The following is a 10,381-nucleotide window of genomic DNA, read 5'->3' as shown; positions in this document are numbered from 1 at the left end:
GGGTTTAAGACCGCCTCTGGGCAGATCCCCATGGCCCTTGACAGCTCATCGACACAGCAGCGAGACTCTGCACCAACCAGGATGTGGACCCCGCCAGATCATCCACGTCCCCTGTGACGGGATGCGGGACCGAGATCTGCGTAGGGCGATCACGTTGGGGCGGGCGGTGACCCAATCCGTCGACCAACCAGCGGCGAAACCACGCGTCTGGCTGTTCGACGAGATCAGCGCCATCCAGGGGTGGACGAGCGTCCTCAAGGCGGCGCGCGATGGCACAGAGTTCGGGGACGACACGGTCGTAGCGACTGGGAGCCACTGGGCCACCAGCGAGGATGTCCAGGGCAACCTGCTCGCTGGTCGTGCGGGTAGCACCAACGCCCATCGGATCCGCCAGCTGCTGCCGATGACGTTCCGTGACTACCTGCAAGCGACCAGGCCAGACCTGCCGGTACCGGGCTCCGTACATCCCGCCATGCTGCAAAACGACGACGCCCGGCAGAATCTCGCACGAGTCGAATTCAGCATCGATTACCACGACCTGGCCTGGCAGGACTTCTTGACCTGCGGGGGCTTTCCCAGGGCCGTCTACGAGCACCACAGCACCGGAGCAGTCTCGACCGCGTACGCACGGGACCTGATGGCGCGGCTGCGCACCGACGTCGACCAAGACGCTCCGGCCGAGTCCGTACCCCGGCTTCTCGCGGAACTCGCCTCTCGGATGACGAGCCCGCTGAACCTGACCGCCACAAGCCAGGTTCTGGGTTACTCGAACCGCCCGGTGTTCGAACGCAGGATCGATCGACTGATCAATTCTCACGCCGCGTTTCGGTGCTTCCAGCGTGACGACAGCGGTCGCGCGGTCGTCGGCGCGCAGCACAAGCTCTACCTCACCGACCCACTGCTCGCATGGACGCCATCATTGGTCAGTCCCGGACTGCGAGTGCCAGATCTCACGGCACTCAGCGAAGCAGCCCTGGCCGTCGCGCTCGCGCGTGCCATCGACGATCTCGACGAAGGCAGGTGGATCGGCGACGACACAATTGGCTACGCACGCACCGGCTCGGGCAATGAGGTTGACCTCGGTCGCGTCCGAGTTCCGACCACTTCCGGGCACAGCATGACGGTCCCGATTGAGTCCAAGTGGGTAGACGTCGGTTGGAGAGCGGAAGCGAAGACAATCGAAGGAAAGTACGCACAGGGGATCGTCGCGACGAAGTCCATTCTCGACTTTGACCATCCCGCGTGGGCTGTCCCCGCACCCCTGGTCGCACTACTTCTCGGCTAACTTCCGGTCAGAGAACCCAGGCAGTACGGTGCCGCGAACGTGCCCGGGGGCGAGCGATCCGTACTCGCATGACCGGCTGAACGGTTCTCCCATTCGCCGGAGCGGAGTCAGCGCGATGTCGGGCGCCAGAGGACCAGGGCGCCCGCCGCCGTCGGGCGGGCGGGGCGGCGGCCTCTAGGGAGGGCTACCACGTCGCCGCCGGGGGCGGCGGTGAAGACGCGGTGGCCCGGGTCGGCCATGGCGCGCAGGATCTCCACCTGGGCGCGCAGGCGCTCGACCTCGGACTCCAGGGCGAGGATCCGCTTGATCCCGGCGAGGTTGACGCCCTCCTCGTGGGACAGGCGCTGCACCTCGCGCAGCGTCGCGACGTCGCGCAGGGAGTACCGGCGCCCGCGGCCCCGGGCCCGGCCGGGTGAGACCAGGCCGAGGCGGTCGTACTGGCGCAGGGTCTGCGGGTGCATGCCCGCGAGCTCGGCCGCGACCGAGATCACGAAGACCTGAGCGTCCTCCATCGGCATGTCACCCTCCGGTTTCTCGATCAGTTCACTCGACTGCTACTCGATCGCGCGGGCCGCCAGCTCGGCGCGTGGGTCCTCGCTCGACGTCGCGGCGGCGAAGGCCTCGACGGCCTCGCGGGCGGCGGCGGTGAGCTTCTGCGGGACGACGACCTGGACCGTGACGAGCAGGTCGCCGGTGCCCTTGCTGGTCGTGATGCCCTTGCCGCGAACGCGCAGCACGCGGCCCGACGGGGTGCCCTCGGGGACGCGGAGCCGGACCGACTCGCCGTCGAACGTCGGCAGCGTGACGGTCGCGCCGAGCACGGCCTCGTTGAAGGTGACCGGCAGGGTGAGGCGCAAGTTGTTCCCATCAAGAGTGAATATCGGGTGCGGGCTCACACGCACGGTCACCACGAGGTCGCCGGCTGGCCCGCCGGGCTCACCGGGCCGCCCCTTGCCGCGCAGCCGGATCTTCTGCCCGTCGCGCACCCCGGCGGGGATGCGGGCGGTGACGTTGCGGCCCTCGACGCCGAGCGTGACGGTCGAGCCCTCGACCGCGGTCCGGAACGGCAGCGTGGTGCTCGCCGCGAGGTCGACGCCGGGGCGCGGCTGGCGGAAGCCGCCACCGCCTCCCCCGCCGAACATCCCGCCAAGAATGTCCTCGAAACCGCCGCCACCGGCGCCACCCTGCTGGTTGTACCGAACGCGGGTTCCGCCCTGGCCGCCACCGCCGAACATCCCGCCGAACAGGTCCTCGAACCCGCCCGAACCACCGGCGCCACCGGGGCCGGCAGAGAACCGCGCGCCGCCCGTCATGGCGCGCAGCTGGTCGTACTGCTTGCGCTGCTCGGGGTCGGACAGCACCGCGTACGCCTCGCCGACCTCCTTGAACTTCGCCTCGGCCTTGGCGTTGCCCGGGTTGTGGTCCGGGTGCAGCGAGCGGGCGAGCTTGCGGAACGCCTTCTTGATCTCGTTCGCGTCCGCGCTCTTGGAGACGCCGAGCACGGCGTAGAAGTCCTTTTCCATCCAGTCCTGGCCGGTCATCGCGCCTCCTTCCCCTGCATTGTTCTCGGACGCACGCATGCCCGCGCCCCACGGGGTCGTTCTACCCCATGGAGCGCGGACACGCGGCGCAGTCCCATCGACCTTATGCGCTCATCGCGTCAGGCGTCGGCGTCCGGATCGGCGACCGCCACCCGCGCGGCGCGCACGACCCGACCTCCGACGCGGTGGCCGGGCTGCATCACGATGGACACGGTCGGCTCGGTCACCTCGGTCGAGTGCTGGTGCATGAGCGCCTCGTGAACCTGCGGGTCGAACGTCTCGCCGACCGCGCCGTACCGCTCCCAGCCGAACCGGCCGAGCGCGGTCTCGAGCTTCTCGGCGATCGAGGCGAAGGGCGTGCCCTCGAGCTCGCCGTGCTGGCGGGCCGCCTCGATGTCGTCGAGCACCGGGATCATGGACTCGAGCACGCTGCTCACGGCCTGGTCCCGCGCCACGCTCCGGTCGCGCTCGATGCGCTTGCGGTAGTTGGCGTACTCGGCCTGGAGCCGCTGCAGGTCGCCCAGTCGCTCCTCGGCGATGGCGAGCGCCGCGAGCAACTCGACGTCCGCGCCCGTGGGCTCGAAGTCGAGGCCCGCGAGCGGGTCGCCGGCGTCGGCCGGCTGGTTGGTCCTCCCGGCCGGGACCTGACGCAGCTCGCCGGTCTCCGGATCGATACGTCGCTTGTCGGTGACCCGGGGCGCCGTCTCGTCCGGACGCTCGGCGGGGTCGCCTTCGCGATCCGCACCGGAACCGGTGTTGGGGTGCTCAGTCACTTCTTGGCGTCCTCGTCGTCCACGATCTCGGCATCGACGATGTCGTCGTCCTCGGCGGCGGGCGCCGACGCGTCGTCGGCCGGGGTCTCCCCGGCCGCCTCGGCGGCGGCGGTCGCGGCGTACACGGCCTCGCCGATCTTCTGGCTGACCGTCAGGAGGGTGGCATGCTTGGCCTTGACCTCGGCGATGTCGGTGCCCTCGAGCGCGGTGCGGAGCTCGGTCACGGCGCCGCGGATCTCGGTGACGACCTCCTCGGACAGCTTCTCCGCGTGCTCGGTGAGCTGCTTCTCGGTCGAGTAGACGAGCTGCTCGGCGGAGTTGCGGGTGTCGGCCTCCTCGCGGCGCACCTTGTCCTCGGCGGCGTGCGCCTCGGCCTCCTTGACCATGCGGTCGATCTCGTCCTTCGGTAGCGCGGAGCCGCCGGTGATCGTCATCGACTGCTCCTTGCTCGTGCCGCGGTCCTTCGCGGACACGTGCACGATGCCGTTCGCGTCGATGTCGAAGGTGACCTCGATCTGCGGGACGCCGCGCGGAGCCGGCGCGATGCCGGTCAGCTCGAACGTGCCCAGCGGCTTGTTGTCCCGGGCGAACTCGCGCTCGCCCTGGAACACCTGGATCAGCACCGACGGCTGGTTGTCGTCCGCCGTGGAGAAGATCTCGCTGCGCTTGGTCGGGATGGCGGTGTTGCGCTCGATGAGCTTGGTCATCACGCCGCCCTTGGTCTCGATGCCGAGGCTCAGGGGCGTGACGTCGATGAGCAGCACGTCCTTGCGCTCACCCTTGATGACGCCGGCCTGCAGCGCGGCGCCGACGGCGACGACCTCGTCCGGGTTGACGCCCTTGTTGGGCTCCTTGCCACCGGTGAGCTCGCGCACGACGTCGGCCACGGCCGGCATGCGGGTGGACCCACCGACCATCACGACGTGGTCGATGTCGCCGACCTTCACGCCTGCGTCGCGGATGACGCTCCGGAACGGCTCCTTGGTGCGCTCGAGGAGGTCAGCGGTCATCTGCTCGAACTGCGCGCGGGTGAGCTTCTCGTCGAGGTGGATCGGGCCGTTCTCGCTCATGGAGAGGTACTGCATGGAGATGTTGGTGCTCGTCGCGGACGAGAGCTCCTTCTTGGCCTGCTCGGATGCCTCGCGCAGGCGCTGCAGCGCGATCTTGTCCTTGGACAGGTCGACGCCGGTCTTGTTCTTGACCTGCTTGATCAGGTACTCCACGACGCGCTGGTCCCAGTCGTCCCCGCCGAGCTTGTTGTCGCCCGAGGTCGAGCGGACCTGGATGGTCGAGAAGTCGTCCTCGTCCTTGCCCACCTCGAGCAGGGAGACGTCGAACGTGCCGCCACCGAGGTCGAAGACGAGGATGAGCTCGTCCTCCTTGCCCTTGTCCAGGCCGTAGGCGAGCGCGGCCGCGGTGGGCTCGTTGACGATCCGGAGCACGTTGAGGCCGGCGATCTGGCCGGCGTCCTTGGTCGCCTGACGCTGCGCGTCGTTGAAGTAGGCCGGGGTCGTGATGACCGCGTCGGTGACGGGCTCGCCCAGGTACTCCTCGGCGTCGCGCTTGAGTTTGCCGAGCACCCGCGCGGAGATCTCCTGCGCGGAGTAGTCCTTGTCGTCGATCTTGACGGACCAGTCGGTGCCCATGTGGCGCTTGACCGAGCTGATGGTGCGGTCGACGTTCGTGACGGCCTGGCGCTTGGCGACCTCGCCGACGAGCACCTCACCGGTCTTGGAGAACGCGACGACCGAGGGGGTCGTGCGTGCGCCCTCCGCGTTCGCGATGACGGTGGGCTCGCCACCCTCGAGGACGGAGACCACAGAGTTGGTGGTTCCCAGGTCGATTCCGACGGCACGTGCCATGGTGTTTTCCTCCACTGAACCTGACGCCCACGGCGACTTGCCGGGGCCTCTTGAGCCTGCTGCGCTCAAGTCTGCAACTGCGGTGGCGGGAAGCGCAAGTTTCCGGGGACAGAGTTGAGTCCGATTGGCTCAACTTTGCGCCGATGGCGAACTATCGAGCGACTGCCCGGTACCGCGCCGGCGACGGCGCGGAGGCGGTCTGTCCGCTTGGGAGCGTTGACGCCGAGCGTGTCGCCTTGGGCACGCCGGTTCGTCGGCCGCCCTCGCACGCAGGTCAATGGCACTATCCGGGTCTCTTCTGGTAAACGGCGAACCGGGACCATGTCGTGTACGAGAGCCTGCTCGAGTTGTCCTGGCTATGGCTCGCGGACTTCGATCCTGATGCGATCCGGATCGCGGCTCAGCCGTTGCACCTCGACGTGTGTTGGCGCCCGGGTCTCGTGGTTTGGGGAGGCGTGGAGGTCGAGGGTGTCGACCGCGACGCCGTCGTGCTTGGGCAAGACGGTCGACGGTGCGTGGTCGCGATGGTCGCGCTCGTTGCCGCTATGCGTCTTCTCAGCAGTGACCAGGGCGCGCCCGCCGAGGACCTCTCGGGATCGATTGCGATCTCATCGTTGTCGCCCGGCGCGTCGAGCTCTTGACGAGCGAGTGCGCCACGTCGTGGCCGCACTCGACGACAAGACGACGACAGGGGCGCAGGCATCCGGCAGGCCGCGGCAGCAGAACTGCTGGGCATCAGTTCTCGGACTTTGCGGCGCTGGGTTGCGGCGTAGCTCGAGCGTGGGCCCGCCAGTCTGGGCGACTCCCGCGATCTCGGCACCCACGCCTCCCAGGTCGACCCGCCGCGGGACGCGGCCGGTGCTGAACCCTCCCGCTGCACTGATCCTGCCTAGAGCAAGTTGACTAGATTTGTCTAGACGTCCTAGACTACCTTGATGGTCAGCGAGCAGCCCACCCGGAAGGTCGTCAAGATGCTGCGGGATGCCGGGTGGTCACCCGCTCGCTCGCAAGGCAGCCACACGATGTGGAAATCGGCCGACGGCACGCGGTCCATCGCGGTCCCTGACGGACACCGCACCATCTCCCCGGGCGTGGCCCGGAAAATCTTCGACGCAATCAAGGAGGACCGGTGAGGTACGAAGCAGAAGTGACACGTGAGGGACGCTGGTGGATGGTCGCGGTTTCTCAAATTGACGGCCTAACGCAGTCTCGCCGACTGGGCGACGTAGAACTTATGGCTCGCGAACTCATCGCGGTGACAAAGGGCGTTGACGTCGGCGAAATCGAGGTCGACGTGCACGTGCGCAGCGTCGGTTCCATCGATATTGACGCTCGTCTTGAGTCGATTGGTAGAGCGAGAGCGGAGGCATCTCGATTGGAACGTGAAGCATCGCGAGACGCGGCCGCCCTTGCTCGTGACTTGGTTAGCCAGGAGATCCCACTACGCGACGTCGGCGCGATTCTCGGAGTCTCACACCAGCGAGCGCATCAACTCAGCGCATCCTGAGCCAACCTGCCCAGACTCAGTGTCAGCACGTGTGACGCGATCCCTCCCCCGCTTCTTCCCGCTCGGAGATCAGCCGGACGAGCGGGGGTTCGCAGTCGCATCCTTCGGCGCCCGGCCGGGGAGTCGCACCGCCGACTCGGCCAGGCGGACTAGACCGGCTCGGATCCGCTGCTCGCCGAGTTCCGGCAGGACCGCCGTCACGTGTTCGGCGGACAGGGCGGCGAGCAGGGCGTGGGCGGCATAGTCGGGGTCGGGTGTGGCGGCGAGCAGGATCGCCACGTAGCGGTGCCAGAACCGATAGGCCCCGATCCGGTACCGGGCGCCGGGCACCGCGGTCTCCGACATCCGGATCAGTGCGAGGTTCTCCAGCAGATAGGCCAGGTAGGCCTCGACGAACGAGGTGAGCCGTTCGTCGGCCGGCGCGCCGGGCCCGAGTGGTGGTGCTCCGCGGAGGATCCCCTCTTGCAGCACGCGTTCGCGGGTGTCGAGCAGCGCGGCCGCCAACCCGGACTTGTCGCCGAAGCGGCGGAACAGGGTGCCCTTGCCGACGCCGGCGGCTGCAGCCACCTGATCCATGGACACGGCCTCGACGCCGTGTTCGGCGAAGAGCCGGGCGGCGGCCTCCAGCACGGCGGCACGGTTGCGAGCTGCGTCCGTTCGCTCCTTCGGGGGCGGGGTGCGCAGCAGTTCCAACGGTGTTGCCGAATCGGACCGCGTCACCGTGCTCGACACCCTGGGCGGCGACTACTACGCCCAGCAGCACCTGCCCGGCGCGCTTCCCCTGATCCCGGCCGACGCCGCGGCCCAGGCGTCCACCTTGTTCCCGAATCGAGACGCCGCGATCGTCACCTACTGCTCGAACCCGGCGTGCTCCAACAGCGGGCAGGTGGCCGACCGGCTCACCACTTTGGGCTACACCGACGTCCGCAAGTACCGCGAAGGCATCCAGGACTGGGTGGAGGCCGGCCTTCCCACCGAATCCGCCTGACGTCTGCTCGGGGGGAGGGCAAGGCGCCTTGGCCTCCCCCGCCGGCTCTCACGAGGCCGACAGGTCGCGCTCCATGCAGATCAGGTCGGCGCGGGCGTCCCAGGACGGAACCGTCCTGAACCCCAGCCGCCGATAGGTGGCCAGTGCCGGCACGCGCCAGCTCCAGACGCTCAGCCGGGCGGTCAGCCAGCCGGCGGCGGTCGCCGAGTGCAGCGCCGTCCGCATCAGGTCGCTACCGGCGCCGAGGCCCCGAGCCTCCGGGCTCACCCACAGGCGCTTGATCTCGATCACCGTGCCGTCGACCGGGACCATCGCCAGGACGCCGATCGCGCGGCCGTCGTGCCGGGCCAGCACCAGGGTGCCGGTGGCGAACGCCTGGCCCGGGTCGTCCACCTCCCGCTTGTACCGGTCGGGCATCAGCGCGTCGGCCTGCGCGGGCCCGCCGGCGTGCTGCCGCTTCGCCGTCTCGGTCTGCGCCAGGTAGGCCCGCAGCAGTTCTGAAACCTCTTTGATCGCCCCCAGGTTCGTCGGTTCGACCACGGAGACCAGCACAACCGGCCGAGTCATCCGCGACCGGCAGGCGAATAGGTCACCTTGGATGCGGCCTCGATGCTTCTCAATCCTGGCAACAGGGCTCCCGGCTCGGTGTGGTCCACTCTGAATGCCTGATCCTAGGATGCCCGGCCATCCGACCAACGGCGCTAACCCTTAACGGTCAGTGGCTCTTGCGGTGCAGCAGAAATTTCGCGGCGGGTGCGTGCTCCAGAGGACGTAGTCGGTGATCTCACGACGGAAGGCGCCCTCGGCCACTTCCGAGTCCAGTCAATGAGGAACGTCCTGGGCGTGGCGCGGCTCGCAATCTCTCCATCACCGTTGTCTTCAGCGGTGACGTCACGCGGTCCGGCCACGCCATGCCGACGACGACCGTGGGACGAACGACGTCTCGCTTTCGCGTCCTCGCGCAGGTCGCAGCCGGGTCCGCCAGACAACTCCGGTGGGTTCCGACGCCGGGGAGTGCCGTCGGCGGAGGACTGGTCCCGCCGCCGCTAGAGTCGCCGGTCATGACGACGTTCCCCGGCCTGCGGCTCGAGCAGCAGACGGTGGTCGACGAGTGGTTCCCCGGCGCCGCGCTCGTCACCGACCACAGCTGGGGTCTCGTCGGGCGGTCCGTTCTCCAGCTGCGCCACGAGGGCCGCGACGTCGTCGTGAAGGCCGGCCGACCCGACGACCACCACATGGACCGCGAGATCTGGGCGCACTCCGAGGTCGTCGCGCCGCTCGCCGAGCGCTCGCTCGCGCCACGGATGCTGCACGCCGAGCCGCGCCTGCGGCTTCTCGCGGCGTCGTTCCTGCCCGGCGCGCTCGTCGAGGGGACACCGGCCGAGCACGAGCCGGACGTCTACCGGCAGGCCGGGCGCGCCCTCGCGCTGCTTCACGCTCAAGGCAGCCGGCCGGGCGACGACCATGAGCAGCGCGCGGACGCCAGGGCGCTGGCTTGGCTGGGACACGAGCACCGCATCGCGGGCGAGTACGTCAACCGACTATCTGCCGAGCTCGCGCACCCTGTGCCGCCGCGCCGTCTGGTCCCGACGCACGGCGACTGGCAACCCCGCAACTGGCTCGTCGACGACGGTCGGGTCTCGGTGATCGACTTCGGCCGGGCGGACTGGCGCCCCGCCGCCACCGATCTCGCACGACTGGACTCTCAGCAGTTCCGCGGTCGACCCGACCTCGAGCGGGCCTTCCTCGACGGGTACGGTGGTGACCCGCGCGACCCGCGGGCGTGGCGACGAGATCGGCTGCGGGAGGCCATTGGGACCGCCGTGTGGGCCCACCTGGTCGGCGACGAAGAGTTCGAGCAGCAGGGGCACCGGATGATCGCGGACGCGCTTGGCGTCGGTCGCCGAGGATGAGGTCCCACAAGCGTGGCAATTCCTCACTCCGGCGTCAGCGACGTGTCGTCGTTGCCCGCCGCGTCACCCGAGGACAGCCCCGAGGGGTCTGGCATGGCTCCGCGCGGCGGCGGCGCCCGAAGCGAGTCACTTGGACTCAGTCGCGATCGACCCGGCGTCGTAGGCCATCGGCGCCTCCATGACCCCAAACACTCGGGGCGCGTACCAGTGCTCGCGACCCCCGCGCCCGTGCGTACCCGTGCTCGTCAGCCACCCCCGGGACTCGGCCATCTTGATGATGTTTCGGGCTCCCTGGTGGGTTAGTTCCAACTGTCGCTGCACGGATCTCACGGTGACGAACGGATTGCGCATGATCATCTCCACGAGGCGCGGCAGGCTCAGACCTCCGGAAGTAGTGCCGGGCTGACTGTTGTGATTGATGCCGCGGCGATGAGGTAGGTCAAGGGTCGGCGGTCGCCGGGCAGGTTGGCGGGTTGGGCGTTGAGTTCCTCGGTGAGCAGCGTGAGGGCGCG

Annotated in this window: 14 protein-coding genes; 7 read left to right on the top strand and 7 right to left on the bottom strand. The window is 68.9% G+C overall.

What is annotated here, in order from left to right; genetic code table 11:
- The first annotated feature begins 37 nt into the window (after nt 1-37).
- Nucleotides 38-1,285 carry an AAA family ATPase gene (locus VIM26_RS21185; protein WP_331954954.1) on the top strand — a complete coding sequence of 416 codons (1,248 nt, stop codon included), beginning with the start codon at nt 38-40 and terminating at the stop codon, nt 1,283-1,285.
- Between the two features lie 107 nt (nt 1,286-1,392).
- Here VIM26_RS21185 and VIM26_RS21180 read toward each other — a convergent pair whose 3' ends face one another.
- The 4 genes from VIM26_RS21180 to dnaK all read right to left on the bottom strand — a co-directional run bounded on the left by VIM26_RS21180 (nt 1,393) and on the right by dnaK (nt 5,461).
- Nucleotides 1,393-1,803, bottom strand: a complete 411-nt coding sequence (locus VIM26_RS21180; protein ID WP_331954952.1) for a heat shock protein transcriptional repressor HspR — start codon at nt 1,801-1,803, stop codon at nt 1,393-1,395.
- Nucleotides 1,804-1,839: 36 nt separating this feature from the next.
- Nucleotides 1,840-2,826: a DnaJ C-terminal domain-containing protein gene (locus tag VIM26_RS21175; RefSeq protein ID WP_331954950.1), complete on the bottom strand. Its 987-nt coding sequence runs from the start codon at nt 2,824-2,826 to the stop codon at nt 1,840-1,842.
- Between the two features lie 119 nt (nt 2,827-2,945).
- Nucleotides 2,946-3,599 (bottom strand): nucleotide exchange factor GrpE, encoded by a 654-nt coding sequence (grpE, locus tag VIM26_RS21170; protein ID WP_331954948.1) that lies wholly within the window; start codon nt 3,597-3,599, stop codon nt 2,946-2,948.
- The gene (dnaK, locus tag VIM26_RS21165) at nt 3,596-5,461 is read right to left on the bottom strand and encodes a molecular chaperone DnaK (RefSeq protein ID WP_331954946.1); all 1,866 of its coding nucleotides are present in this window, start codon (nt 5,459-5,461) and stop codon (nt 3,596-3,598) included. Before dnaK ends, grpE begins: the two co-directional genes overlap by 4 nt.
- A 326-nt stretch (nt 5,462-5,787) precedes the next feature.
- Between dnaK and VIM26_RS21160 the strand changes: the two genes are divergently transcribed.
- The 4 genes from VIM26_RS21160 (at nt 5,788) to VIM26_RS21150 (ending at nt 6,968) form a co-directional block, all read left to right on the top strand.
- On the top strand, nt 5,788-6,102 hold the full coding sequence (locus tag VIM26_RS21160; RefSeq protein WP_331954944.1) for a hypothetical protein: 315 nt from the start codon (nt 5,788-5,790) through the stop codon (nt 6,100-6,102).
- Between the two features lie 60 nt (nt 6,103-6,162).
- Nucleotides 6,163-6,234: a helix-turn-helix domain-containing protein gene (locus tag VIM26_RS27190; RefSeq protein ID WP_414696538.1), complete on the top strand. Its 72-nt coding sequence runs from the start codon at nt 6,163-6,165 to the stop codon at nt 6,232-6,234.
- A 162-nt stretch (nt 6,235-6,396) separates the two neighbouring features.
- Nucleotides 6,397-6,594: a type II toxin-antitoxin system HicA family toxin gene (locus VIM26_RS21155; RefSeq protein ID WP_331954942.1), complete on the top strand. Its 198-nt coding sequence runs from the start codon at nt 6,397-6,399 to the stop codon at nt 6,592-6,594.
- Entirely contained in the window at nt 6,591-6,968 is a 378-nt protein-coding gene (locus VIM26_RS21150) for a hypothetical protein (RefSeq protein ID WP_331954940.1), read from the top strand. The genes VIM26_RS21155 and VIM26_RS21150 overlap by 4 nt, the downstream gene beginning before the upstream one ends.
- A 69-nt stretch (nt 6,969-7,037) precedes the next feature.
- On the opposite strand, the gene VIM26_RS21145 is transcribed toward VIM26_RS21150, so the two are convergent.
- Nucleotides 7,038-7,598, bottom strand: coding sequence for a helix-turn-helix domain-containing protein (locus tag VIM26_RS21145; RefSeq protein ID WP_331954938.1), 561 nt, complete (start codon nt 7,596-7,598; stop codon nt 7,038-7,040).
- Between VIM26_RS21145 and VIM26_RS21140 the strand changes: the two genes are divergently transcribed.
- A complete protein-coding gene (locus VIM26_RS21140) occupies nt 7,543-7,956 on the top strand; it encodes a rhodanese-like domain-containing protein (RefSeq protein WP_331954936.1) in 414 nt (137 codons plus the stop codon). The genes VIM26_RS21145 and VIM26_RS21140 overlap by 56 nt on opposite strands.
- Nucleotides 7,957-8,004: 48 nt before the next feature.
- Here VIM26_RS21140 and VIM26_RS21135 read toward each other — a convergent pair whose 3' ends face one another.
- On the bottom strand, nt 8,005-8,496 hold the full coding sequence (locus VIM26_RS21135; protein WP_331954934.1) for a GNAT family N-acetyltransferase: 492 nt from the start codon (nt 8,494-8,496) through the stop codon (nt 8,005-8,007).
- A 521-nt stretch (nt 8,497-9,017) separates the two neighbouring features.
- On the opposite strand from VIM26_RS21135, the gene VIM26_RS21130 reads away from it, so the two are divergent.
- Nucleotides 9,018-9,869 carry a phosphotransferase gene (locus VIM26_RS21130; protein ID WP_331954932.1) on the top strand — a complete coding sequence of 284 codons (852 nt, stop codon included), beginning with the start codon at nt 9,018-9,020 and terminating at the stop codon, nt 9,867-9,869.
- Nucleotides 9,870-9,995: 126 nt separating this feature from the next.
- On the opposite strand, the gene VIM26_RS27185 is transcribed toward VIM26_RS21130, so the two are convergent.
- Nucleotides 9,996-10,232: a hypothetical protein gene (locus VIM26_RS27185; RefSeq protein WP_414696537.1), complete on the bottom strand. Its 237-nt coding sequence runs from the start codon at nt 10,230-10,232 to the stop codon at nt 9,996-9,998.
- Nucleotides 10,233-10,381 lie beyond the last annotated feature (149 nt).

It is taken from the genome of Pengzhenrongella sp. (genome assembly GCF_036565025.1).
Lineage (GTDB): Bacteria > Actinomycetota > Actinomycetes > Actinomycetales > Cellulomonadaceae > Pengzhenrongella.
This window is presented reverse-complemented; position numbering and strand designations above follow the sequence as displayed.

Excerpts from the sequence above, each read along its gene's own strand:
- dnaK (WP_331954946.1), bottom strand. The coding sequence starts at position 5,461 with ATGGCACGTGCCGTCGGAATCGACCTGGGAACCACCAACTCTGTGGTC.
- VIM26_RS21180 (WP_331954952.1), bottom strand. The coding sequence starts at position 1,803 with ATGCCGATGGAGGACGCTCAGGTCTTCGTGATCTCGGTCGCGGCCGAG.
- VIM26_RS21155 (WP_331954942.1), top strand. The coding sequence starts at position 6,397 with ATGGTCAGCGAGCAGCCCACCCGGAAGGTCGTCAAGATGCTGCGGGAT.
- VIM26_RS21140 (WP_331954936.1), top strand. The coding sequence starts at position 7,543 with ATGGACACGGCCTCGACGCCGTGTTCGGCGAAGAGCCGGGCGGCGGCC.
- VIM26_RS21130 (WP_331954932.1), top strand. The coding sequence starts at position 9,018 with ATGACGACGTTCCCCGGCCTGCGGCTCGAGCAGCAGACGGTGGTCGAC.
- VIM26_RS21175 (WP_331954950.1), bottom strand. The coding sequence starts at position 2,826 with ATGACCGGCCAGGACTGGATGGAAAAGGACTTCTACGCCGTGCTCGGC.